General features: G+C 40.7%; 19 protein-coding genes, 2 pseudogenes and 1 riboswitch. Of the genes and pseudogenes, 16 read left to right on the forward strand and 5 right to left on the reverse strand.

Going from position 1 to position 25,084, the window contains the following annotated elements:
- Nucleotides 1–57 precede the first annotated feature (57 nt).
- Nucleotides 58–1,171, forward strand: a protein-coding gene (prfB, locus tag M5V91_RS24960) for a peptide chain release factor 2 (RefSeq protein ID WP_099049186.1) whose coding sequence is annotated in 2 segments (ribosomal slippage) — nucleotides 58–129 and nucleotides 131–1,171 — 1,113 coding nt in all. Because the reading frame shifts where the segments join, the coding sequence is not laid out codon by codon here.
- A gap of 88 nt (nucleotides 1,172–1,259) precedes the next feature.
- Here prfB and M5V91_RS24965 read toward each other — a convergent pair.
- Nucleotides 1,260–2,000, reverse strand: a complete 741-nt coding sequence (locus tag M5V91_RS24965) for a coiled-coil domain-containing protein (RefSeq protein ID WP_251174156.1) — start codon at nucleotides 1,998–2,000, stop codon at nucleotides 1,260–1,262.
- Between the two features lie 176 nt (nucleotides 2,001–2,176).
- Here M5V91_RS24965 and M5V91_RS24970 point away from each other — a divergent pair, with 176 nt between their 5' ends.
- From M5V91_RS24970 to M5V91_RS24990, 5 genes and pseudogenes are all read left to right on the forward strand, one after another.
- Entirely contained in the window at nucleotides 2,177–3,043 is an 867-nt protein-coding gene (locus M5V91_RS24970) for a YitT family protein (RefSeq protein ID WP_251156752.1), read from the forward strand.
- 52 nt (nucleotides 3,044–3,095) lie between these two features.
- The gene (cccB, locus tag M5V91_RS24975) at nucleotides 3,096–3,449 is read left to right on the forward strand and encodes a cytochrome c551 (RefSeq protein WP_019383351.1); all 354 of its coding nucleotides are present in this window, start codon (nucleotides 3,096–3,098) and stop codon (nucleotides 3,447–3,449) included.
- Between the two features lie 589 nt (nucleotides 3,450–4,038).
- Entirely contained in the window at nucleotides 4,039–4,725 is a 687-nt protein-coding gene (gene ftsE / locus M5V91_RS24980; RefSeq protein WP_009331896.1) for a cell division ATP-binding protein FtsE, read from the forward strand.
- A complete protein-coding gene (gene ftsX / locus M5V91_RS24985) occupies nucleotides 4,715–5,608 on the forward strand; it encodes a permease-like cell division protein FtsX (protein ID WP_009331895.1) in 894 nt (297 codons plus the stop codon). Before ftsE ends, ftsX begins: the two co-directional genes overlap by 11 nt.
- Before the next feature lie 156 nt (nucleotides 5,609–5,764).
- Nucleotides 5,765–7,113, forward strand: a pseudogene (locus M5V91_RS24990) (murein hydrolase activator EnvC family protein).
- Nucleotides 7,114–7,196: 83 nt separating this feature from the next.
- Here the strand turns inward: M5V91_RS24990 and M5V91_RS24995 are convergent.
- Nucleotides 7,197–8,001 (reverse strand): annotated as a pseudogene (locus M5V91_RS24995) (manganese catalase).
- Nucleotides 8,002–8,197: 196 nt separating this feature from the next.
- On the opposite strand from M5V91_RS24995, the gene M5V91_RS25000 reads away from it, so the two are divergent.
- From M5V91_RS25000 to mgtE, 4 genes are all read left to right on the forward strand, one after another.
- The gene (locus tag M5V91_RS25000) at nucleotides 8,198–9,649 is read left to right on the forward strand and encodes a S41 family peptidase (RefSeq protein WP_251174154.1); all 1,452 of its coding nucleotides are present in this window, start codon (nucleotides 8,198–8,200) and stop codon (nucleotides 9,647–9,649) included.
- 176 nt (nucleotides 9,650–9,825) lie between these two features.
- Complete coding sequence (locus tag M5V91_RS25005) at nucleotides 9,826–11,019, forward strand: PDZ domain-containing protein (RefSeq protein WP_251174153.1); 1,194 nt, start codon at nucleotides 9,826–9,828, stop codon at nucleotides 11,017–11,019.
- Between the two features lie 335 nt (nucleotides 11,020–11,354).
- Entirely contained in the window at nucleotides 11,355–11,954 is a 600-nt protein-coding gene (locus tag M5V91_RS25010; RefSeq protein WP_019383347.1) for an undecaprenyl-diphosphatase, read from the forward strand.
- A 103-nt stretch (nucleotides 11,955–12,057) separates the two neighbouring features.
- Nucleotides 12,058–12,223: riboswitch (M-box (ykoK) riboswitch) on the forward strand.
- Nucleotides 12,224–12,423: 200 nt separating this feature from the next.
- Nucleotides 12,424–13,782: a magnesium transporter gene (gene mgtE / locus M5V91_RS25015; RefSeq protein ID WP_251174152.1), complete on the forward strand. Its 1,359-nt coding sequence runs from the start codon at nucleotides 12,424–12,426 to the stop codon at nucleotides 13,780–13,782.
- A 536-nt stretch (nucleotides 13,783–14,318) separates the two neighbouring features.
- On the opposite strand, the gene M5V91_RS25020 is transcribed toward mgtE, so the two are convergent.
- Nucleotides 14,319–15,209: an MFS transporter gene (locus M5V91_RS25020; RefSeq protein WP_251174151.1), complete on the reverse strand. Its 891-nt coding sequence runs from the start codon at nucleotides 15,207–15,209 to the stop codon at nucleotides 14,319–14,321.
- Nucleotides 15,210–15,920: 711 nt separating this feature from the next.
- Here M5V91_RS25020 and M5V91_RS25025 point away from each other — a divergent pair.
- Both M5V91_RS25025 and M5V91_RS25030 read left to right on the forward strand, forming a co-directional pair.
- Entirely contained in the window at nucleotides 15,921–16,706 is a 786-nt protein-coding gene (locus tag M5V91_RS25025) for an alpha/beta fold hydrolase (protein WP_192907887.1), read from the forward strand.
- Between the two features lie 100 nt (nucleotides 16,707–16,806).
- Complete coding sequence (locus M5V91_RS25030) at nucleotides 16,807–17,256, forward strand: hypothetical protein (protein WP_251174150.1); 450 nt, start codon at nucleotides 16,807–16,809, stop codon at nucleotides 17,254–17,256.
- A gap of 496 nt (nucleotides 17,257–17,752) precedes the next feature.
- On the opposite strand, the gene M5V91_RS25035 is transcribed toward M5V91_RS25030, so the two are convergent.
- Nucleotides 17,753–18,982 (reverse strand): IS110 family RNA-guided transposase, encoded by a 1,230-nt coding sequence (locus M5V91_RS25035; RefSeq protein WP_009333976.1) that lies wholly within the window; start codon nucleotides 18,980–18,982, stop codon nucleotides 17,753–17,755.
- A 727-nt stretch (nucleotides 18,983–19,709) separates the two neighbouring features.
- Between M5V91_RS25035 and M5V91_RS25040 the strand changes: the two genes are divergently transcribed.
- Both M5V91_RS25040 and M5V91_RS25045 read left to right on the forward strand, forming a co-directional pair.
- Entirely contained in the window at nucleotides 19,710–20,606 is an 897-nt protein-coding gene (locus tag M5V91_RS25040; RefSeq protein ID WP_251174148.1) for an endonuclease/exonuclease/phosphatase family protein, read from the forward strand.
- A gap of 277 nt (nucleotides 20,607–20,883) precedes the next feature.
- Nucleotides 20,884–21,417 (forward strand): helicase, encoded by a 534-nt coding sequence (locus M5V91_RS25045; protein WP_217036512.1) that lies wholly within the window; start codon nucleotides 20,884–20,886, stop codon nucleotides 21,415–21,417.
- A gap of 233 nt (nucleotides 21,418–21,650) precedes the next feature.
- On the opposite strand, the gene M5V91_RS25050 is transcribed toward M5V91_RS25045, so the two are convergent.
- Nucleotides 21,651–23,207: an amidase family protein gene (locus tag M5V91_RS25050; protein WP_071156389.1), complete on the reverse strand. Its 1,557-nt coding sequence runs from the start codon at nucleotides 23,205–23,207 to the stop codon at nucleotides 21,651–21,653.
- 448 nt (nucleotides 23,208–23,655) lie between these two features.
- Between M5V91_RS25050 and M5V91_RS25055 the strand changes: the two genes are divergently transcribed.
- Both M5V91_RS25055 and M5V91_RS25060 read left to right on the forward strand, forming a co-directional pair.
- The gene (locus M5V91_RS25055) at nucleotides 23,656–24,123 is read left to right on the forward strand and encodes a hypothetical protein (protein WP_071156391.1); all 468 of its coding nucleotides are present in this window, start codon (nucleotides 23,656–23,658) and stop codon (nucleotides 24,121–24,123) included.
- A 379-nt stretch (nucleotides 24,124–24,502) separates the two neighbouring features.
- A complete protein-coding gene (locus M5V91_RS25060; protein WP_284522307.1) occupies nucleotides 24,503–25,063 on the forward strand; it encodes a TetR/AcrR family transcriptional regulator in 561 nt (186 codons plus the stop codon).
- Nucleotides 25,064–25,084: the final 21 nt, after the last annotated feature.

The raw sequence follows: 25,084 nt of genomic DNA on the forward strand, positions 1-25,084 counted from the left end.
CATGGTTTTACAGATAATCAAGCTATAATATGAAAAAAAATTTTTGAGGTGACGGAAATGGAATTAGCAGATATTCGCAATGAACTTGAAAAAACAGCTAAGATTTTAGCGGACTTTAGGGGGTCTCTTTGACTTAGAAAACAAAGAGGCGCGCATCGCTGAGCTTGATGATGTCATGCTGCAGCCTGGATTTTGGGATGACCAGCAGGCGGCACAGGTCGTTATCAGCGAATCAAACTCACTGAAAGAACAGGTAGTTGAATTCCACGATTTATACGAAACGTTTGAGAATCTGGAATTAACTTACGAGCTAGTAAAAGAAGAGAGCGACGCAGAATTGCAGGCAGATCTTGAGGAAGAACTCAAGGACTTGGTTAAGCGTCTGAACGATTTCGAGCTTCAGCTTCTTTTAAGCGAGGAATACGACAAGAACAATGCCATTCTTGAACTGCATCCGGGTGCAGGCGGAACCGAGTCACAGGACTGGGGCAGCATGCTGCTTCGTATGTATACACGCTGGGCAGAGAAGAAAGGCTTCAAAGTTGAAACACTTGATTACCTGCCAGGAGATGAAGCGGGCATCAAGAGTGTTACCCTTAGCATTAAGGGCCATAACGCATACGGCTACCTAAAGGCGGAAAAAGGTGTACACCGTCTGGTAAGGATATCGCCATTTGATTCATCAGGACGCCGCCATACTTCATTCGTTTCCTGTGAAGTGATGCCGGAATTCAATGATGAAATTGAAATCGACATCCGTACCGAAGATCTGAAAATCGACACATACCGTGCAAGCGGAGCAGGTGGTCAGCATATCAATACGACTGATTCTGCTGTCCGTATCACTCACTTGCCGACCAATGTCGTGGTAACCTGCCAGACAGAGCGTTCCCAGATCAAAAACCGCGAACGTGCCATGAAAATGCTGCAAGCTAAGCTTTATCAAAAGAAAATCGAAGAGCAGGAAGCAGAATTGGCTGAAATCCGCGGTGAGCAAAAAGACATCGGCTGGGGAAGCCAGATCCGCTCCTATGTCTTCCATCCGTATTCCATGGTAAAAGACCACCGCACCAACACTGAAGTCGGCAACGTCCAGGGAGTTATGGACGGTGACCTGGATATGTTTATTAACGCATATTTGCGTTCGAAATTGATTTTGCCTCAGGATTAATGCGTAAAATAGCCTATGCTGGCATAACCGGCATAGGCTTGTTTTTTTATGGAATTATAACTGAGCTAGCCGGTGAATGGGGAGTGCTCTAGGAGTGGATGCGCTTTTTGAGCTGGTTTATTTCCATTTCTTGAACCCCGCTCTTTTCACTGAGGTGAACGATATCAATTTTTGTGCCTTTTATTGCGTCAGAGATGACGTTAAAAGTCTCTTCATGCTGTTCTAACTTCGTTTTAATATGCTTAAAATGACTTCTGAATTCTGTGGCATTGTTCTCAATCTGTTCAGAAAGTCTTTCAATGCTATTTTCAACAATTCCCAGCTTATTATCAACAGTATCTATACTGTTTTCAACGTTCCCAAGCCTGCTATTAACATCAGAAATATCATGATCAATGGAATCAAATCTCTGATCAATGGAATCGAACTTCTGATCAGCCGAATCAAATCTCTGATCAATGGAATCGAACTTCTGATCAGCCGAATCAAATCTCTGATCAATGGAATCAAACTTCTGATCAACCGAATCAAATCTCTGATCAATGGAATCAAACTTCAGATCAACCGAATCAAATCTCTGATCTATCAAATCAAACTTCTGATCAACCGAATCAAACTTTAGATCAATCGAATCAAACCTCTGATCAACCGAATCAAATCTCTTTGAATGTTCCTTTAAGGTACTTAAAATTTCATTAAGAATCTTCTCCGTTTTTCTCACCTCCTTTTCGACATTATACCACATGCCGCTGAATTTCATGCTGCTGAGAAAGCAGTACAAATGGACCCCGGAACAAAGCTTATAAACATTTAATACAAAAATCGGCATGATAAATTGACTGTTTTTGTCACAACATAATGAAAGGCAGAGGTAGGGAACTACAGTCTTTTAATACGGCAGTTTAATGGCATTTACAGGCTCAAGACTCCATGCTATACTCACTGACGGTAAAAATGGAATATGACTTAATTCTGTATAGATCGGGGACACCGGAGGGAGAAGAAATGGGCAAGAATAGAAGAGGATATACTTATAGTAAAAAAGCGGAGAGATTGCTGGAGTACATATATGTTTTAATAGGATCTGGAATTGTCGCCATTGCATTTAACGTGTTTTTGCTGCCCAATCGAATTGCATCAGGAGGGGTGAGCGGGATCAGTACGATCCTGGATGCGGTTGCTGGCTGGGAGCCCGCATACGTGCAGTGGGCATTTAATATACCGCTTTTTATTGCAGGCGTACTTTTGCTCGGCAAACAATTTGGGGCAAAAACGCTGGCAGGAACAATCTTTCTGCCCTTAGTTGTTTTCCTTACAAAAGAATATGAGCCATGGACATCAGATCCGCTGCTGGCTTCTCTGTTTGGCGGAATTGGCGTTGGCCTGGGTTTAGGCATCGTTTTCCGGGGTAAAGCATCAACAGGAGGGACAGACCTTGCAGCACAGATTATTAACAAGTATACAGGTTTGTCTCTTGGAACCTGTGTTGCGATAATCGATGGATTGATCGTACTGTCGGCTGCGATTATTTTCGACATAGAGCAGGGGCTGTATGCCTTAATTGCTTTATATGTAACAAGCAAAACAATCGATCTCATACAGCTTGGATTCAGCCGGACAAAGATGGCTTTAATCATTACTGAAAAACAAAATGAAGTTCGTGAAGGAATTTTGAATAAAATTGACCGAGGTGTGACAAAACTATCAGCATACGGTGGTTATACTGACCATGAACGCCCAGTCCTCATGTGTGTGGTGGACCAGACGGAGTTCACAAAATTGAAACAACTGGTTCAAACCATTGATCCTACTGCATTTATCATTGTTACGGATGCTTCCGAGGTGTTGGGCGAGGGTTTCAAACGAGCATAGTGTTGGTATAATATAGCTGTACTTAGTATTTTTTCCTGAGGGGGAATTATAGGTGAAAAAGAAGCTACTAGCATTACTGATGGGTACATCTTTAGTTCTTGCAGCCTGCGGCGGCGGAGACGATGCTGCTGAAGACAAGGACACTGCTACAAACGGCGGCGGTGAAACAACGACTGATACTGCTGATGCTGGTGATGCACAAAAGCTTTATGAACAGAAATGTTCAAGCTGCCACGGTGCAAACCTTGAAGGCGGTGTAGGACCTGCACTAGATAAAATTGGTGCCAGCCTATCACAGGAAGATATTGAAAACACAATTGCTAACGGTAAAGGAGCTATGCCTAAAGGATTGCTTCAGGGAGAAGAAGCTTCTGCAGTAGCATCCTGGCTAGCAGGCAAGAAATAATAGGGTTCTAAATAAAAACGTTCTGTTCAGCAGGGCGTTTTTATTTTTTCTGTTATCGTTAGGTATGCTGTTACTGATTTGATTGGAGCGGAAGGTGCGAGACTCCACGGAGCAGCGGGACAGAAGATGAGACTCCAAGACGAGAAACGCCGAAGATGCTCAGCGCCCGTCCCGCGGAAAGCGAGCATACTGAAGCGCAAATCAACGGACTGCATTAAGGTGCAAAAACAACGAGGCTATTTTCTTTACAGCTTGGCTGGGGAAAGACAATATGTGACAAATATCGAGTGAATGCAATATGCAAAAAGAAGGAAAAATTCTTCGATTGAGCGAATAAAACCCAAGAATATTAATGAAACTCAGGAAAAAAGTAACAATAGTTAAGGGATTGAAAAGAAACTGTAATAATTTTTTCCGTTATTTTGACAACTTATGATGTTATAATGGGTTGTGTGAGAATTTTAGATGGCTAATTAGGCAGTATTTACAAGTATTTTGTCATCCTCTATGTCGAAAGGATGTCGTTTTTTAGCGAAAAAAGCCGTCTGTTATTTAATTCTTAATACACACTAGATGCTAGGTGATATATATGATCGATATGAAAGACGTCTATAAGAGATACCCCAATGGCGTTACAGCAGCCAGCGGGATTGATGTGCATATCAAACAAGGTGAGTTTGTTTATGTAGTAGGACCGAGTGGTGCCGGTAAATCCACTTTTATCAAAATGATGTACCGGGAAGAAAAGCCTTCGAGTGGAACGATAACTATTGACGGAGTAAATCTGGCTACATTAAAGAATGCAAAGGTACCGCTAATGCGACGTAAAATCGGTGTCGTTTTCCAGGACTTTAAGCTACTCCAGACACTGACTGTCTATGAGAATGTTGCTTTTGCTCTTGAGGTTATTGAAGAGCATCCGAAGAATATTAAAAAACAAGTCATGGAAACTTTGGACCTTGTAGGTTTAAAGCATAAGGCAAGAATGCTTCCGACCGAATTATCAGGCGGGGAGCAGCAGCGTGTTTCCATCGCCAGATCCATCGTAAATTCTCCAAAGGTCGTGATTGCGGACGAGCCTACAGGAAACCTTGACCCGGATACTTCATGGGAAATCATGAACATTTTCGATGAAATCAACACGAGAGGAACGACTGTGGTCATGGCAACTCATAATAAAGAAATTGTTAACACGATTAAGCACCGCGTAATTGCCATTGAAGGCGGAAGGATTGTGCGTGACGAGCAAAGAGGTGATTACGGCTATGAAAGCTAGAACATTGGGCCGGCACTTCCGTGAAAGCTTTAAGAGCCTCGGACGAAATGGATGGATGACGTTTGCTTCGGCAAGTGCGGTGACAGTAACGCTCATTTTGGTTGGCGTATTTTTCGTCATTATGATGAATCTCAACAAGGTGGCTACAACCATTGAAGAGGACGTGGAAATCCGCGTTCACATCGATGTTGCTGCAAATGAGCAGGATCAGGAAGTTTTACGGCAAAAAATCGAAGGAATATCCGAAGTTAAAACAGTTGAATATTCAACTAAGGAAAAAGAGCTTGATAGTTTAATAGACAGCCTTGGTGAAGAAGGAGAAGCCTTCAAACTGTTCGAACAGGATAATCCGCTGAACGATGTATTTATCGTAAAGACTAAAAACCCGGCAGATACAATGAAAGCTGCGAAACAGATTGAAAAAATGGAATATGCCGCAAAAGTAAAGTATGGCCAGGGGCAGGTTGAGAAGCTATTTAACTTTATCAATGCCGGCCGAAATGTTGGCCTTGTATTGATTATCGGCCTATTATTTACTGCTATGTTCCTGATTTCAAATACGATTAAAATTACGATCATGTCTCGAAGAAAAGAAATTGAGATTATGAGATTGGTAGGAGCAACCAATTCCTTCATCAGATGGCCATTTTTCCTGGAAGGCTTATGGCTTGGATTGCTTGGATCGATTATTCCGATTGCACTTGTTTCGACAGCCTACTATTATGCCTTTGATTATTTGGCGCCAAAGCTTGAAGGACACTTTATCAAGCTGCTGGAATTTAGTCCGTTTGTCTATCAGATCTCCGGACTTATTATCCTGATGGGTGCACTTATTGGTGTATGGGGAAGCTTGATGTCAGTCAGAAAGTTCCTGAAAGTATAAAACCAGCTTAGAAGGCCCTGCGGGGGAACCTGTCCAGGCGCCTTCAAGCCTCATAATAATAGACGATTCAGCAGTGTTAAATGTTTCAGAGATAGTTAAAAAAATAGAACGATTGACCTGTACATATGGTGTTCATTGAAAGGAGAAATCGGAAAATTGAAGAAATCCATCATCACATTATCATTGGCTGCCATTTTGGGATTTGGCAGCGCAACAGTCGGACTGCCTCTTGAAAAGGCGTCTGCAGAAAATAAACTAAACGATCTAAACAGCCAAAAGGACAAAATTAACCAGCAGCGTTCAGGAGTAGAATCGAAGATTACCGATACAGATAAAAAGATTAACGAAAATCAGGGTGAGCAGCAGTCTGTACAAAGTGAGATTGAGCGCCTTGATAAAGCGATCAGTGATGCTTTAGCAAAGATTGAAGAGAAAAACGGCCAGATTGCAGAAACAAAAAAGGAAATTGAAAAATTAGAAGCCGAAATTGAAGTATTAGTAGAGCGCATCAAAAAGCGAAATGAACTATTAAAAGATCGCGCCCGCAACTATCAGGAAACTGGCGGAATGGTGAGCTATATTGATGTTTTAATGGGCGCGCAAAGCTTTGGAGACTTTGTTGAGCGCGTTGGAGCAGTTGCAACAATCGTAGAAGCTGACCAGGATATTCTAAAAGCGCATCAGGCGGATAAAGACGAGCTGGAGAAAAAACAGGCTCAGGTAAAAGAAGAGCTTGCCTCTTTAGAAAAGATGCGTGCCGAGCTTGAAGGCATGAAAAAAGCTTAAATGCCCAAAAGGCAGAGAAAGATAAACTGCTTAAATCCCTAAAGCATGAAGAAGAGGAAATGCATGCTCATAAACTTGAATTAGCAGAAGAAAATGAAATTCTTGCAGCCCAGGAAGCAGCAATTCAAAAAGCGATCAAGCTTGAGCAGGAAAGACAAGCTGAGGCAGCAAGACAAGCTGAATTGGCAAAACAGAAAGCTGCTCAGGAAGCGGCTAAAAAGAGCAGCTCTTCATCAGCAGGAAGTTCATCAGCAGGAAGCGGCTCATCATCTGACAGCGGTTCATCAAGCAGCCCGCAGGTTACACCACCTTCAGTATCAAGCGGAGCCTGGACAAAACCGGCTGCAGGAAGACTTTCTTCAGGTTTTGGCGGACGTTCATTAGGTGAGCACTATGGTGTTGATATTGCTGCAGGCGGAACAGTACCGATCGTGGCAGCGGCAGACGGTGTTGTAATCCGTTCATACTACTCCAGCAGTTATGGAAATGCGATATTTATTGCTCATTCTATTGGCGGACAAACTTACACAACTGTATACGCTCATATGAGAAGCCGTTCTGTAGGCTCTGGCCAGACTGTTTCTAAAGGCCAGCAAATCGGCATCATGGGTAATACTGGACAATCTTATGGCCAGCATCTGCACTTTGAACTTCACAGAGGTTCTTGGAATGCAGCAAAATCAAATGCGATTAATCCTGTAGGCATTGTGCCTCTATAAAAAATAGTGAAAGTGGAAGGAGCTAAGCTTCTTCCACTTTTCTTTTACCCGTAAAGCAGGTCTTTAATCCTATTATCAGCGTTTTATTTTACGCTTGGAGGAGTGTCATGAATATATGGAGGAGCCGGCTTCAGCTTAGGTGCTGGAGCAAAAGGCGGAACTTCCTGCTTGTATTGGAAGGTTCCCTGGCCATCCATGTTCCGACCTTGAGCCCATCGGCCCTGGCTGCTTTCATCTCCTCTTGAAAGGTTCATAAATACATAGGAAAACTCTTCTTTTTCAACCTCCTTCGGGAATGTGCTTGGCACGGTTTTCCCTTCCTGGGCTTCAAGCTCTTTTATCGCAGCAAGCCATTGGTTTTGATGCATGCGGTCACGGGCAATTAAGAAGTCCAGCATGTCCTTGACACCGCGGTCATCAGTCATTTCATACAGACGGACAGCCTGCAGACGTCCCCGGGACTCGGCATTCAGGTTTGCACGAAAATCAGCCAGCAGGTTTCCGCTGGCTACGATGTAACCACCCTGCCAAGGGACCCCGACACCACTGACAGGCATGGCACCATGACCGGAAACAATCACATGCTGCGGGTTCATTCCGCCCAAAATCGCAGCAAGAAGCGGATCCTGGGCAGCTTTTTCCTGCTCTTTTTTACAGGAGCGCCATCCATCAGGAGGGCAATCATGGTGGCAATCATTTCAATATGGGCCAATTCTTCGGTCCCCGTATCCATTAATAAATCCCGATATTTACCATACTTTCGTGCACCCCAGCCCTGAAATAAATACTGTATGGCCACAGACATTTCCCCAAATTGTCCGCCAATCAGCTCCTGGAGCTTTTTAGCATACACCAATTATATTGAAGTTCTTTGATGGGATAGAACATTTGCACACACCCTTTATGTGAAAATCCCCTTAATATATTCTTAAATTGAGATATTGCATATGCCTAACCTGATTATTGAAAACATAACTTGTCCTTATCCTGCATAGGATGTGATGAGCAAGGTCATTCATCATTCATGATGGAAAGTTACTATAAAGGCCTAAGAGACCGCTGCAAAATAGAAAGGGAGATGAAGATGAGCAGAAAATGGATCGCCGTTCTGATGACGGGATCTTTGCTGACAGGAGCTGGCGGTACATATGCAGGCATGCAGTGGCTGGCAAAGGAAGCTCCGCAGACAGGGGCAGGAAATCAATTAATAGATTCTAAGGAAAACGGAACACAAATTGAAAAAGAGAAAATCGAAAAGATGGAAACGGCCTATCAGTTAATCTTAAATAGCTATGTGGAAAAAGTAGAGGAAAAGCAGCTCGTGGAGGGAGCCATCCAGGGCATGCTTGCAACCCTTGAAGATCCTTACTCTGTTTATATGGATGAAGAAACAGCAAAACAATTCAGTGATACACTGGAATCTTCTTTTGAAGGAATCGGGGCAGAAGTCAGCATGGTGGAAGGTAAGATCATCATTGTTGCACCGTTTAAAGATTCACCAGCTGAAAAAGCAGGGCTTAAGCCAAAAGATGAAATTTTAAAAGTGGATGGGGAAAGTGTGGAGGGTCTTGATTTATATAAAGCTACCATGAAGATTCGCGGGAAAAAAGGAACAAAGGTAGAGCTTGAAATTGCTCGCCAGGGACTGAAGGAACCTTTAAAGGTAGAGGTAAAAAGAGATGAGATTCCACAAATTACAGTATACTCGGAAATCAAGAAGCAAAGAGGAAAGAATGTAGGATATCTGGAAATCACCTCCTTTTCCGAAGAGACATCCAAGGAATTTGCCAAACAGCTGAGTGAAATGGAGAAAGAGGGAATTGATGGCCTTGTAATCGATGTGCGCGGAAATCCCGGAGGCCTCCTGACATCAGTACAGGAAATCCTGAAGGAATTGGTTACAGCTGATAAGCCATATCTGCAGATAGAAAAACGGGATGGAGAAAAAATGAGGTATTTCTCCACGCTTGAAAAGCCTAAAAGCTATCCGATTGCTGTACTTGTTGATAAAGGGAGTGCATCTGCATCGGAGATTCTTGCCGGCGCTTTAAAGGAAGCTCAAGGGTACGCCATAATCGGTGAGAATTCATTTGGGAAGGGCACTGTTCAGCAGCCTGTTCCGATGGGAGATGGCAGCAATATCAAGCTCACTTTGTTTAAATGGCTGACACCTGACGGAAACTGGATCCATAACAAGGGAATCAAGCCAACTCTCGAGGTTAAACAGCCAGACATCTACCAAACACATCCTTTGCAGGTGGAGAAGCCTTTGGCAATCGATATGAATAATGAAATGGTGAAGAATGCACAGGGAATTCTGGCGGGCCTTGGATATGCTCCAGGAAGGACAGATGGCTACTTCAATGATTCCACTGCAGCCGCTGTAAAAGCATTTCAGAAGCAAAAAGAGCTTGAAGCATCCGGCCGGATAGACAAGAAAACAGCAGCAGCGCTTGAACAGGCCGCCATCGAGGAAATGAGGAAAGAGCAGAATGACCTTCAGCTGCAAACGGCTCTGAGATATATTGCAAGATAGCGAATTTTGTCGAATGTAAACTTTCATTAGCAGGAGGGATTTTCCTTCTGCTATTTTTGTATTTGAGCCAGATTGTGATAGGTTTTGGAAGACGCTTTTGGTAGAATATAGAGTAATAGAGTTTTCTGTTTGTTACATAATTCATGAGAATTTATTAATAGAGGCTGGTGGCAAGTTTGATAGAGGAGTGGATTTTTGAGTTTTTAAAAGGAACAGGAAAGCTGCTGCTGAATCCGGTATTTTATTACCTGTTTTTTGTAGCTGCATTTTTGGGGGTTTCCCGTGTAAGGCGTGAGCGCAAAGACTTTTCTGTTCGTGCGGAAAATGCTTATTTTGAGCTGAGGCAGCTCCTGCCTCTGGGTATCCTGGCAGGTCTATCAGTGAGTGTTGTGATGGTTGGAGCAGGACTTGTCGTACCAGTGGAAACGATTGTTCTTACTGCTGCTCTTACGTTCCTGTGGAGCTTTACGGCAAAAGTGAGATGGATGGCGCCTGTTTATACGCTGGGCTTTGCATTTTTCGCAACAATGTTTGCTGCTGAACAGAAATGGCCATTGCCATCATTCGCCCAGTCGGCAGCGGACCTTGACTCTTCCATCTTTCCGTCCATCGCTGTTCTCTTGGCTCTTCTTGTTATTGCAGAAGGCTTCCTGATTATAAGAAACGGCCGGAAAGGGACATCTCCCAGGCTTGTAAAGAGTAAACGGGGCCAGACGATCGGCATTCATGAATCAAAAAGAATCTGGATGGTGCCTGTGTTTTTGCTTATTCCCGGTCAGGCACTGCAGCTGCCATTTGATTGGTGGCCAGTGATTCCAATCGGCGGGGAAACGTATTCGCTCATTCTTGTCCCTTTTTCGATCGGCTTTTACCAGCGGATTCAGGGCACGCTTCCTAAAGAGGCAACAGCATTGCTCGGACAAAGAATCTGCGTGTTTGGCGTACTTCTTTTGCTGATTTCATCTGCAGGCTACTGGTATCCGCTTGCTTCTGTGGGTGCAGCCGCACTGGCTATCATCGGGCGTGAATTCATCTCTCTCCGCCAGAGAATGGCAGAGGACCAGGCACCGTCTTACTTTTCCATGCGCAATCAGGGAATCATGGTGCTTGGAGTAGTTCCGGATTCACCAGCTTATAAAATGTCTCTGCAAGTGGGAGAGGTTGTTACAAAAGTCAATGGTGTGAAGATCCATAATGAAAAAGGCTTCTATGAAGCGCTGCAAAAGAACGGGGCTCACTGCAAACTTGAGGTTCTTGATGTGAACGGCCAGGTGCGGTTCGTCCAGCGCGCTCTTTATGAGGGCGACCATCATGAACTTGGATTGCTTTTTGTGCAGGAAGAGAAGAAATGGGATAGTGAAGCGGTGTAAGTGTTACTTTTCATTAACAGCCGGAATACGCACTTAATCCTCCGGAAAGATTTTCATAACATTTATAGAGACCCTTCATTAATTATATTGAAGGGTCTTTTTTGATTAAAAAATGTGAAGTTTTCTGAAACTCACGGGGCGGTTAGATAAATAACTAGAAGAGATTTTACTCAAAACGTTTTGTTTTGATCATCCCTAAAGTCCAGTTCACTGACTTCACCAGCTGCTTTCATATTACATAATTGTTAGATTCATGTAAGATAAATCGATTTTTAACTAATAAAAGATTGTCTATACTTCTTTCATAGTGATAAAACAGGAAGGGAGTATATATTATGGATTTATCTCAAATGAACGTGGAACTGTTTAGGATCATTAATGACTTTGGTAAAGAACATACATATTTAAACCATACTTTCATATTTTTAGCCGAGTATATGGTATTTGTCCTTGGATTAATGGCTTTAATTTTCTGGTTTACCAGGAGAAAAGAAAACAGGTTTATGATCATCTCGGCTGCTGCCGCCTTTATCATGGCTGAGATTATCGGTAAAATTGCTGGAAAGTTGCATTCAAACAATCAGCCATTTGCAGAATTGTCTAATGTAAACAAATTAATAGAGAAAGCAGTAGATAATTCCTTTCCAAGTGACCATACCATTTTATTCTTTGCATTTTGTACGACTTTTTTCATCTATCAAAAAAGATGGGGATACCTTTGGATCATCATTGCCCTTTTGGTTGGCGTTTCCCGTATATGGGTGGGGGTACACTATCCTGCAGATGTCTTGGCTGGAGCGCTAATAAGCATTGTTTCGGCAATAATCGTTTCTTACATTGTCCCCCGTCTCAACTTTATAAGAAAGTTTCTATTGCTTTATGAAAAAGGGGAAAAATATATTTTTCCTGGCAGGGACAGGTCCAGAGAATTATAAAAGAATGCTATGATACGCTCAATTAGAAAGAATTAGAAACAGATAATTTTATAAAAAGTGTTTACTTTTAATGAAAAATCCATTAGATTGAATTTTGTAAACTGAATATCCTCGTTAGGTGAGGCTCCTGTGTTGGAGATATGCTGCTGCCCAAAAATGTCGAAAGACGCCAATGGGTCAACAGAAACCATCGACTTAAGGTGGTTTTTAATGTAGCTGGCTTTGTCCTATGCCACACAGTGCTAAAGCTCTACGAATGGAGGAACAGAATAACCAGGTTTGTTATTCTTATTTTTGTCATCTTTAAACCTGCACCTTCATTCGAAAATGAAGGTGTTTTTTTATCTTTCCGGGAGGTGAGGAGTAATGGAAAATGACCCCTGCTCAAAACATCATGAAAATAGAATGCATCTAACAGAATATGATAAGGGACATGATCCCTTGTTCCTTACAGAAGGAGTGACAAAAAATGAAGATAAATATGCCAGCAGATCAAATAACTCTTCAAATCATAAAGTCTTTAAAAGAAGGAAAAAAGGAAGAATTTCATGGAATCTTAGAAGAACTCCAGCCTTATGATATTGCAAGAGTATTCGAGGGACTCCCAGAAAAACATCACACACGCTTCCTGTTATTGCTTTCTCCTAAACAAATCGCTGACTTAATACAGGAGCTGGAAAAACCATATCAGCTGGAGATTCTCACTAAATTAGGATTAGAAAAGTCAGGGCACGTTATGGACTTAATGGAAAATGATGATTTGGCTTCTTTACTTGAAGACTTATCCCCTGACAAATTAGAGGAACTCCTTTCAGGTATGAAGGAGGAAGAGTCCCAAATTGTTCAAAACATCATGAACTATCCTCCTGAAACGGCAGGGCGATTGATGACTAACCGTTTTGTCTGGATACCTCAGCATTTCACTGTTCGAGAAACAGTAGACAAACTTAAAGTGTTTGCTGAGTACTCAGAAACCATAAATTACTTATATGTCATTGATCACGATAAGAAGCTTGTTGGAGTTGTATCCTATCGGGATTTAATCCTGGCCGATGAAAAGGAAAAAATTCACGATATTATGTATAGCCGAGTCATTTCTGTTTCAGCGGATTCTGACCAGGAAGAAGTAGCCCGCATGATTGAGCGATATGATTTCTTGGCAATTCCTGTTGTGGAAAGTAATAACCAGCTGGTAGGGATTGTGACAGTAGACGATATTATTGATGTGGTTATAAGAGAGGCAAATGAAGATATTGAGAAGCTTTCAGCATCAGGTAAAGCCATTGATTTTGAGACGAAGGCATTTGTTGCTGCCTATCGCCGTCTTCCCTGGCTCATTTTACTTTTATTTATTGGTATAGTTTCCGGAACAATAATTAGCGGTTTTGAAGAAACGCTGTCAAAAGCGGTGGCTTTAGCATTCTTTATGCCCATGATAGCAGGTATGACAGGAAATACAGGCACCCAATCTTTAGCTGTTGTCGTAAGAGGGCTGGTTTCCCGTGATATTGACAAAGGGGTGGTTTTCAGGCTTATTTTTAGAGAGTTAAAAGTCGGTCTGATCATTGGATTTACCTGCGGAACATTAATATCCATCATTGCACTCGTTTGGCAAGGAAATGCCGTTTTAGGGGTAGTGGTTGGAAGCTCTTTGGTTATGACACTGATCATTGGAACTTTAGCTGGCACTATCATACCAATCATTCTTTATAAATTAAATATTGACCCTGCCGTGGCTTCAGGTCCATTGATTACAACACTAAATGACATACTCTCATTACTCATTTACTTTGGAATTGCCACAATGTTTATATCAAAATTGATTTAGGTAAATGCATTGTCAATTCAAGATCAGCTGCCGAAACAGGTAGCTTTTTCTTATTCTATAAAAGGGGCAGGTTAGCGAAAAAATCAAAAGCCAATAATGAATAAGTTACGAATAAAAACTTGTTTATATTAACCGATGTTTTATATTTTTATTATGTAGTCAGTCAAATCTTCTTATTTTAATGCATTTTAGATTTCGTCATCTTCTATTCGAGCATTTCGCATCGATGAAAGACTGAACCACAGTCCGCAAAAAGCTAGTCCGGCTATTGAAATCCATAGAGCCGTTATGAAACCTAGTCCGTCAGCGAGGGTACCTCCTAGTGGAGCGCCGATAACGACTGCACTACGATTGATGGATCGAAGTGTGGCATTCATACGACCTTGCAGGTGAGATGGCGTGACATACTGTCGATATCCCATTTCAAGAGGACCTTCGATTCCCATGGCAAAGCCGTAAAAGAACTGCCCAACAATCACAAAAATGAGAGCTATGTACTGCGAGTCGGAGTTGTTAGTTGCTGGAGCTAGAGCCATCTAGATAACTGCTGGAGCATAGAGAATTCGAGAAAAAGCCATTGCACGTCCGACGCCAAAGCGCACACCGGCTTGAGGAGATATAGAGGTTCCTGCGACAGCACCAACACCTGCAGCGGCGAGGACATACCCAAGGAGTGAGGCATCGAAGCCAAGCTCAATTAAAAAAATGGATACTAGGATCGTCATGGTCATGCTATGAAAGAGAAACCAGGCGTGCGTGTTTAAAGCGAGTGTACGAAGGTATTGGTGTTGATAGACCCATCGCAAACCTTCCTTGATTTGCTGACCAAGTGGTCCAGTCTTCACTTTTTTTGAGGGCTGGTGTTTAATCGATGCCATTAATACACCTGAAAACAAATACGATAAGGCATCAAAAAGAAGGGCAAATGGTGCACCGATCAATGAGACGAGTCCACCTCCAATGGCTGGACCGCTCGTTTCCGCGACAGCTGAGCTTTGTTCTAACCGTGCATTTGCACGTGTTAATAAATGACGAGGGACGATTTGTGGCACAAAGGACTGGTAGGCAGTATCATTAAAAAGAGACAAAGCACCAAAGAGCACCAGCAGGAACATTAGCCAGCCAATACTGATTACTCCTGTGATAGACATTAAGCAAATGAAGGCAAGTATAATGCAGCGCCCCATATCTGTTACTGCCAATACAGTCTTTCGGTGAAAGCGATCAACCAAAACCCCCGCTATTAATCCCAACAGTACATACGGAAGCCATCTAGATGCTGAAACCCAGCCAACATCAACAGCACTGCCTCCCATATTACCAACTACTAATACCTGAAGAGCCAGAGTTGTAATATATGTGCCAAAGCTTGAAGTTGTTGAGGCAATCCAAAAACGAACAAAGCTACTGTGCTCCCTTAATTTCATCGGGCTTCACCTCTTTTGCCAATTTATACAACTTATAAATATAGTAACTATACTGCTTTCAAAAAAGTGTAAACATAGAGTTTTATATGGGACGGACCTTGGGGGAGTAGTGGAAGGCTAACATTGGTTATTTATAAAAAAATCTTAACAAAGAGATGAATAGAACATAATCGAAATGGTCAATGACATGAAGGGAAAATTAGGAGTCAAGGTTCTTAAATTTTTTTCTATAAGAGGGTAATTCTCTATTTATCACAAAAATCCTTTATAAGGCTGCCATTCTCTAAGGCAGCTTTCTTCATGTCAAACGGGGCAGTTTAGCAGAAGAATAATGTTATAATTTGGATGTAAAATATGTGTCTACTTAAACAAACAGAGCATTAGTGAATCCAAATGAATGGACTATTGCTACTCACTGAAGGTGTATAAAAAGGAGTTGCTGCGTCTTGATAATTTATGCAGAAATTTAACGTGATTTCCATTGTAATACTTATTATTAGTTCTTCTATCTACCTTCGGCTTTTTGAACTTACAATGTATACCATCATCCAGATAGCATATATCTTCTTTGCAATTAGTTTATTGATTCCTATATTAGTGTAATTGAGAAGTGGGCTTATGTTCAAGATCAGCTGCTAATCGAGCAGCTTTTTTCTTCTTCAAATTAAAAGAGCAGGATGAGCAATATTCATTTAGAGAGGTGGATACGTTTTGAGTCTATATTATCACGAGTATGGAGATAAAAATGCCTCATTAATGGTCTTTTTACATGGAGGTGGTGTAAGTAGTTGGATGTGGAATAAACAGATTAAACACTTTAGTCATTATCATTGTCTTGCAATAGACTTACCAGAACAAGGGAAAAGCAACGATGATAATATAGGGAATTTTACAATTAAATATAGTGCTGAGAGGGTTATTGAAATAATAGAAAAAAAGGCTTTTGAAAAAGAGGTAATTGTCATCGGATTCTCTTTGGGAGCACAAGTTATAGTTCAGATGCTGAGTATGAAACCCAATATGGTTAATTATGCAATCATAAATAGTGCGTTAGTTAGGCCTTCTCCATATATAAAAACAATGATTGCTCCTTCAATTAAATTAACATTTCCACTCATTAAGAATAAATTATTTTCAAAACTTCAAGCTAAAGCACTTTATCTCGATGAAGAATATTTTGAAACCTATTATAAAGAAAGTTCTTTAATGAAATCAGGTACACTTATTAGGATATTGGAAGAGAACATGTCTTTTGAGATACCAAGAGGCTTCGAAAAAGCGGAGTGTAAAATATTAGTGACTGTTGGTGAAAGAGAAAAGGCAATAATGAAAAAATCAGCAGCAGACATTGTTTTACATAATTCTAATTGTGAAGGAATAATCATACCTAATGCTGGTCACGGAATCTCATTAGCTAATCCTGATTACTTCAATGGAATAATTGAAAATTGGATTCAGGATGGCGTTCTGCCACTAGATGTAATGCCAATTAAGTGAAGATTATATATTGAATTATTTTGTGAAATACTGCTTTTTAACAAAATGGGCAGGTTTGTTGAATAATCTAAAAATAATTCTCTAACGGTGGGGAGAAAATTTGCTTGATAAAATAAGACAGTTTTTTAAGATAAACAAACAAGAAGCGGAAGACGGAAGGTACGTAAATGTTCCAGAAGTTAGGGTAAATGAGGAGTTAAAAAGAAGCGTAATAGAACTAGAAAGATTAGCAGAACAATGGGGTAAAGCTCTTCAAAGAAAATATGCAAATTCATTTGAAAACCAAGGAAAACAAAACCTAAGAATCTGGGTGTGCCGAGACATTGATGGAGATGAATTAAAAGAATTGAGTTCCGAAAAGTGTCTGGAAAAAGAATATCGTTCTCAAATCGTAATAGATTTTGATAATGACACAGTAGAAGATGATGAATATGCAGACATCATTCAGTTGTGGTATTACTATGGCGGGGGTGCTGGAACTATATGTGATATTACAAAAAACAATTTAGTAAAAGACATAGAAGTAGTCTTAAAAACTCTGCTTAAATAAATGTACAACAAACAAACCCCTTAATTAACAAACGGGGCAATTTAATACTAGAGGGAATTGAAAGTGGTGGCAATTTGTTTAAGAAAAGCATTAGATATCCGTTACTATTTTTTGTAGCAACAATAATTTGGCAGTTAATTGTCAATAAAGAGGTTAAGTGGGTTGATAATATAGGGATATCTTTTATGATATTTTTATTCGCTCTTTTATATAATTGGTCAAGTAAACCCTATAAATGGAAGAAAGACAGATGTAAATGAATACTTTTTAAAACTATTCTTTATTACTAACGATTGTAGTGATCGTAAGAAGATAAACGCCTTTATTCTTGAATTTCTTATTAGCTAAAGACCTGCGGTAATATGTCAACTCCAAAAGTTTAAAGATGTTTAGTTTTCAATTTACTTGTGACTAAAAAAGACCGTAAGGAACTACACCAGTAAATAAATGTAATTTACTGGAAATCAGGAAGGCTTGCGCTGACAAAGTATATTTGTCAGATCTTCACGCACCTTTCTTGCGCAAAGACTTGGCGTTTGCGAAGCAGCGCATCCACCAATCGCACGAGTTTTCTTGCTGTTAGGACGAGGGCACGTTTGTGTTGATGTTTTGGAACTTCAAGACATTTCTTTTGGTAAAACTCGCGATATTCGGGAATCTGTCTCCTAACCGAGTTGGCGGCTTCAACGAGGTAGTAGCGCAGATATTCGTTTCCTTGTCGCGAAAGAGAAGTGTCTTCAGCTGTAAAGCGGCCAGACTGGTGTTTCCGCCAGTATAGACCTGCATATTTGGCAATCTTGCTTTCATCTTCAAAACGTTCAATCTGGCCGATTTCGGCAATAATGCCTGCGGCATATACAGGTCCGATGCCCGGTATAGTCTCCAAGGTCTGGGAAAGGCCTGTCATTAGACGGGTAATGGCTTTGTCGATTTCCTTGATCTGTTTCTGAAAGGAACGGATCAGCTCAATGGAAGTACCTAAAAGGAGATCCATTGAGTCTTCTACCACTTTATCTAAGCGGTAGGAAGAGCGGACTGCCCGTTGGATGGAAGTAGCTACTTTATCGGGATCAGAGAAACGATTCTTCCCGTGTTCCTGAAGGAACGCAGCCAATTCATCTAAAGGCATCTGGGCCAGTTCTTCCAGGCTGTATCTTTCGAGGAAGAGGTCCATCATCGCATTTCCGAAGGCGGAAGAGTCCACCTCATGGGAAAAGTTGCTGCACTTGAAATTCAGATGTTGGAGAAAGTGCTGTTTCTCCTTTGTCATCATCTTAACCAAGTGATAACGTGAACGGGTCAACTGTTGGAGTGCGACATACTGGCTCTCCTTGACAATGGACATCTGGTTACGGCCGAATCGGACATAATCGGCAATCACGAATGCATCAATTTCATCCGTCTTATTCATATCCGAATAGCTTTTCTTGAAGTTGGCAATCTGTTTCGGATTAATGACGAACACTTGAGTGTCAAAGACCTTAAGGTCTTCATCATAATGAAGGAACATAGAAGGATGGAAGCTATAGACCGAAGTGGACTCCAAACCGATCTTAACGCTTTCAACTTTACGTCCTTTCGCAAGGCCGAGGATTCGTTCCTTCAAAACTGTGGCTCCTGGAAGGTCATTTGATACCGTGAAGGTATCCACTTTTGATCCTTCCTGATCAAGGATACAGCCTTTCATGTCAAACGAACTTACGTCTAAACCAACAAATAATCGCATGGGGGTTACCCTCCTTTCATTGTGGAATCATTGGGTATTTCCTTGGACGCCTCGAGATATCTCTAGTATGGACGCCGATCATCAACCTCGTGTATCAGAACTGCATCTGCATCGAAAGCCGCCTCAGGGCTGCTTGTCACCTGAGTTCGAGAGGCAGTGCGCTCAGCCTGCGAGTATGAAGTGCCGCACGTACACTGAGAAACAGTCTTTAGATGTAGTCAAGCTACAGGGGCAGGAAGAATTGTCCCAAATGATCCTAAGACCATTATCTAGAAATATCTCGAGACGTCCAAACAGACCACCTTATATTGATAGAAAAGATGAAAAAGAGAATGGTATTTAAGGAGTTAAACATAATATACGAGGGGCAGTTTAGTTGAACAATACAATTGTTATTACCTCTACTCAACAATCAGCATCGCTGTTCGTGCAAAATTCCCACCTAAGATGCTTAAATAAATGCCCTTCCCATCCGAAGGTTATTTATTTAAATATTCTAAATACCATTAAAAAATTTTAAATTTCACTGGTAAATTCAACCTGTTAATATTTACAATAACAAGTGATTCTCTAAGGAAAATTTCATATTTTTAATCAAAAATCCCTTGATATTATTGAATTCTCCTTTGCTTAGAAAAACAAAACAAACATCTGCTTCTTTTTTAACATTGTGTTTACTTTTGAAAACTATACTTTCAAATGTAATCAAAAAAAGGAGGGAATTTTGTTGAAAAAAGGATTAAGTCCGATTTTTTTAGCGGTAGTAATGGTATTCGCAATGGTGGGAAGTATGTTTTCCGGAATCTCCAATGTCTTTGCTGCAGAAAGCACGGAACAGAACTTGAAGGTGATGACATTTAATTTAAGGTATGAAAACAACAATGATCCATCACCGCATACATGGGCTGAAAGGGTTCCAACCATTAAAAAGCTTATTCGTATGGAAAATCCAGATATTTTTGGTACGCAGGAAGTTTTATATGGACAACTTCAGGATTTGGAAGAAGTATTACCAGGTTATGCATGGATTGGATTGGGCCGCGAAGGGGGTAATAGAGGAGAATACTCCGCGATTTTCTATGATGAAAAACGTTTTACTCCAGTAGAGTATGATCATTTCTGGCTCTCAGATACTCCAGATGTAATCGGTTCAAAAACATGGGGAAACAACATTCCAAGAATGGTCACTTGGGCGAAATTTGTAGACAACCAAACCGATAAACAATTCTATTTTGTAAATACGCATTTCGATCACCAATCCGCCGAAGCGAGAGAAAAGAGCGCTGAATTAATTTTAGACGGAATCAAAGAATTTAACCCTGAATTACCTATTGTTCTGACAGGAGATTTTAATACTCGTCCTGGTACTCTTCCACATCAAACATTAACTAGCGATGAGGCTTTTGATGATTTATGGGAAACAGCGGAGTCACGAATCAATGAAGGAATTGGGACGTTCAATGGCTTCCGTGACCCAACAGGCGGCGGAGCAGACAACCGCATCGATTGGATTCTTACCAAAGGAAATGTAACCGCAAATACGATCGAAATCAATAACTATCAAAAAAATGGTCAATTTCCTAGCGACCACTATCCGGTTATTGCTGAAATAACTATAAAGTAAGTGGCCGAGAGGTGGATTGCGTACTAATAATCAAATAAGAAAGAAGGCTCTCATTCCACTATTATTTTAATAGTCTAGAAATCTATGTAATTAACTTTTCTTATACTACTAATGGGGTGCTCTTCTTAAAGATACGGCTGCCAATCGAGGCAGCTTTTTCTTATAAACTAAAGGGTCAGGAGTTCAACCGAGGGAATTTATTGGTGATTGCAGAATATATATATGTAGTCATGGTATCGTTTCTGCAAATGTGCCACTATGTTAGGAGTGACTGCGATTGCGTTTTGAAAATGAGAAAATACACTCTAAAGTTATTACCAGAAAAATAGAAGTTGGTGGACTTACGAAATCGCAGCTTATCCAGAAATTGCAACAATACTCTATCTTGATGAATGAGTATGCAGAAAAACTATTAGCTGATGATAAATTTACTACCTCTGATACAAAGTACAACCTTCAGACCGTAGAACTAACGGCAGGCAATCTTGGCTTCCCTGATGGAGCTACTACGGATCAAATCTTTAAAAAAGCGAACGAACTAGGTTTGGAATTGTGTCCGCTTGAACTGGGACCTTATCTAAGACTGGAATATCTGGATCAGCCTGAGGGTTATTCGGGGAATTCTTTGCAGCGGAATGAAGCTCCATCTGGCTCTATCACAATAGCCTCGGAGACACTATCTGAAGACGCTGATTTTCCAAAAGGCTTTTATCTTAGACGAATTAACGGCGTGTTGTGGCTGCGTGGGTACAATGCAGATTATCTGCACGTTTGGAATCCTAATGATCATTTTATCTTTTGTCAAACTTAGATCAAAGAGGGATCTTTTTTTAATTGAAGGGCAGTATACCCTGGTGCTTACGTTCATGATCAGCTGCTAATCAGGCAGCTTTTACCTCGATTATTCAATAAGAATGAGCGCCTTTTCCTTATTCAAAAGGTGCTAACGTTAAGAGAAGGGGATCGCTGCAGCAATCCCTATTCTTATGTTAAGGAAAAAGCGATTCTTCTTTATTGAAGATAGCCTCTTTTCTTTGAAGGTTCTTATTTTAGTTCAGGAGCTTTTCGATGGTTAGTTCCTTCTTGATAAGCATAGGCTAGTTTAATCAAAGTTGGCTCGTCGAATTCTTTCCCTAGCAGTTCTAGCCCGACTGGAAGGCCGTTGTCACTGAAGCCGGCAGGAACCGAGATTGCTGGAAATCCTGAATACGGACTTAAGCGATTAGCATTCCCTGCACCTTGGCTTTTGCCCACCTGTGCCGGTAAAGCACTCGAAGTTGGATAGAGTAGTGCATCAAGGTCATGTTCATTAAACGTTACCATTAAGCTTTCCCTTGCCATTTTAGGACGATTGGTAATAATGTCATGGTATTCCTCATCATTTTCTAATGATTCTCTTTCATTTCGGGATTTTAATCCACTTTCCAAACTTGGATGGAACTTCCCGCTTTCGATAATATCTGATAAGGTTCTTACAGGTGCATCCGGCCCAAGGCCAGCCAAATAATCATTTAACTGAAATTTAAATTCGTATCCGCTTAAGCTTGGATAAGAAAGAATTGGACTAAGACTGGGAATTGTTACCTCGAACACTTCTGCTCCAAGCGCTTCCATGTCCGCAATAACTTGATCCATCACTTTATTGACTTCAGGATCATTCCCAAACAGGTCGCGAATAACGCCTATCCGAGCTTTCTTTAATCCATTTTTCTTAAGATAATGAGTATAGGTTTTTGGAACTTTCCCGATACTCGCTTCAGTAACTGGATCTGCTGGGTCATAGCCAGCAATTGCATCGAGCACAACAGCCACATCCTCAACCGTACGTCCCATCGGTCCGCCGACATCCTGTGATAGTGCAAGTGGAATGATTCCATCTCGGCTGGCAAGTCCCATAGTAGGGCGAAGTCCAACCAGATTATTAAAGGACGAGGGTATTCGGATCGACCCACCAGTGTCTGTCCCTAATCCGACAGCGGCAAAGTTGGAAGCAACTGCTGCTGCCGTACCACCGCTTGAACCACCTGGGTATCTTGTTAAATCATATGGATTATAGGTTTGTCCACCAAGGGAACTAATTGTTTGGAATCCGAAAGCAAATTCATGCAGGTTCGCTTTCCCTAAAATGATTGCCCCTTGATCTCTTAATCTTTTTGTTTGATAGGCATCCTTTAGAGGGATGGAACCTTCAAGTGACAGGGATCCTGCAGTGGTTTGCATATCGTATGTATCATAGTTGTCTTTTAATATAACCGGAATACCATGCAAGGGACCGCGAACGTTTCCCGCTTTACGCTCTTTATCTAGTTGTTTCGCTTCCTCTAATACATTTTCGTTAACCGTAATGATGGAGTTAATGCTGTCATCGTACTCCCCAATTCGATTGAGATAGAATTGAACCAATTCCTCAGAGGTTAACTCCTCCTTCTGCATCTCATGCTGCAATTCAAATATCGTCGCTTCCTCAATCTCAACAGATAAACCTCTTTCAGCGACGGGGCTCGCTAAATTAGAAACAGCACCTGCTGGATCTGCGTACAGTCCCAAAGCCATTACTAGAGCAGTGAAGAAAACTATAAATTTGTTATACCATTTTTCCATTTCGAACCCCTTTCATTTTTTGGAATAATTTGAATATACCAATCTATATTTATACTGTATATAAGAGGAATGTCATGAAAGACTAGGTTATATAGGGAGTATTAACCAATTAGAAGGTTTCATTTTATTCCACTTGAACAAGCAGTATAATTTCCGGTGCCTGGAACCGCTTTAAGTTAAGGATCTTAATGATACAAGTTGAAAAAATTGGTAGAATTAGGGATGTTCAACATTTAATTGACATAAATATTCGCTAGTGGATTTGATTAAACTACATAACTGTACTCATGGAGACATGGAGAGCACGAGTATATTGGAAGCCTATATTCCTTATTTAACAACAGGGGCGGGCTTGTTGAAGAGTGTTGTTTTTCTTAATTCCACAATCGGACCATTTTCTGAGATAGTATTCGATAAGGAATTTGAATAGGTAGAGGAGAAATTTTCAATGAAGTATTTTGTAGATGATGACCATTGGGATGTAATGGGCTATGTTAAGGAATTAAAAAGACTATTACCCAGATTTAATAAAGAGACATCAAATTTTTTAAAAAGCCACTCATTCCATGATGGTAAAGTAGTTTCTCTTACGGTTTTGAATCAAGAGAATGGGAAAACAAAGGACCCGACCACAATTAAAATGGTCATTGAGCAATATGAAGAGGGTGCGGGGATATATGAAATACAATGGTTAAACGTTCGTAAGTTCTTAATGGATTTTGATATTAAAAGAAATGTTGATGGTAATAAGCCTAATGAAATTGTCTTCGGTGGTAGAAAAGGACTTGATGATTGGGGCTACGATGAAATCCTTCCGTTGAGTAAAAGGAAATTGCAACATGAAATTCTTTTATTTTCACAAACAAAGATACTTATACATTGCTCGGATATTAAGATTAGAAAAATAAAAACTTAGAAAACAAGATGATATAAGATATTTCCTTCCAGACAAGAAAGGTAAAATTATTTAATTGTAAAGAAGTGTACTTAAACTATTTGGTGCTTATATACAAGATCAGCTGCTGAATCGGTAGTTTTTCTTATTCCATAAAAGGGGCAGTTTAGTTGAAGATCGATGTTCAACTTGTGTTCAACAATCGGGCCAGATTATGGAGTAAGGTATTATTGAACTAATGGTGCAGGATATTTGCATAAAACCATTTAGATAATCTTCAACTAAATGGTTTTTTTGTTTGAATTGTTTGTACGACTGTACTAAAATAAGTACATGAGTAAAAAACAAACCAACTAACCAAAAAGAATTATCATTCATCGAAAAAGCCCGCAGAGCTCAAATTGTGGAATGTGCGATTGAAACAATCGCAGAAGTAGGTTACGCTCAAGCCTCTATAGGACAAATTGCAAAGCGTGCAAATATCAGTAAGGGGGTTATTTCTTATCACTTTGCAAATAAAGAGGACTTATTGGAGCAAATACCTATCGAATACTATTTGGCTTGGCAAGCCTATATTGCTCCAAGAATAGAAGCTCAAAAGTCTCCTAAAGACATGCTTCGGGTGTATATTGAATCCAACCTTACATTTATAGATGAAAATCGTCAGCATGTTTTCGCTGTTATTGAAACGGTTTCAAATAAGAGAACTGCTGATGGTAAACTTCAGTTTGCAGCAGACCATGATGAAGCTATTCTACTTCCGATTGAAAATATTCTTACCCTAGGGATGCAGGAAGGAGTTTTCAGAGAATTCACCAGATCATCAGCAAGGGTGATGGCGTTAACAATAAGAAGTGCCATTGACGGGTTCACCCTTGAATTAACGAGAAAGCCTCATTTAGATGTTCAGGAATATACTAGGGAATTGGTTACAATCTTCGATAAATCAACTAAAAAGTAATGTGTCGCTTAGGAGGATTTA

Source organism: Cytobacillus pseudoceanisediminis (assembly GCF_023516215.1).
In the GTDB taxonomy this organism is placed as follows: Bacteria; Bacillota; Bacilli; order Bacillales; family Cytobacillaceae; genus Cytobacillus; species Cytobacillus pseudoceanisediminis.

Bases quoted from the DNA above. Each gene is read 5' to 3' on its own strand.
- mgtE (WP_251174152.1), top strand. From the start codon at position 12,424: ATGAAGATAAATATGCCAGCAGATCAAATAACTCTTCAAATCATAAAG.
- M5V91_RS25020 (WP_251174151.1), bottom strand. From the start codon at position 15,209: ATGAAATTAAGGGAGCACAGTAGCTTTGTTCGTTTTTGGATTGCCTCA.
- M5V91_RS25010 (WP_019383347.1), top strand. From the start codon at position 11,355: ATGGATTTATCTCAAATGAACGTGGAACTGTTTAGGATCATTAATGAC.
- M5V91_RS25035 (WP_009333976.1), bottom strand. From the start codon at position 18,982: ATGCGATTATTTGTTGGTTTAGACGTAAGTTCGTTTGACATGAAAGGC.
- M5V91_RS25055 (WP_071156391.1), top strand. From the start codon at position 23,656: ATGAAGTATTTTGTAGATGATGACCATTGGGATGTAATGGGCTATGTT.
- M5V91_RS25000 (WP_251174154.1), top strand. From the start codon at position 8,198: ATGAGCAGAAAATGGATCGCCGTTCTGATGACGGGATCTTTGCTGACA.
- ftsX (WP_009331895.1), top strand. From the start codon at position 4,715: ATGAAAGCTAGAACATTGGGCCGGCACTTCCGTGAAAGCTTTAAGAGC.
- M5V91_RS24965 (WP_251174156.1), bottom strand. From the start codon at position 2,000: ATGCCGATTTTTGTATTAAATGTTTATAAGCTTTGTTCCGGGGTCCAT.
- M5V91_RS25050 (WP_071156389.1), bottom strand. From the start codon at position 23,207: ATGGAAAAATGGTATAACAAATTTATAGTTTTCTTCACTGCTCTAGTA.
- M5V91_RS24970 (WP_251156752.1), top strand. From the start codon at position 2,177: ATGGGCAAGAATAGAAGAGGATATACTTATAGTAAAAAAGCGGAGAGA.
- ftsE (WP_009331896.1), top strand. From the start codon at position 4,039: ATGATCGATATGAAAGACGTCTATAAGAGATACCCCAATGGCGTTACA.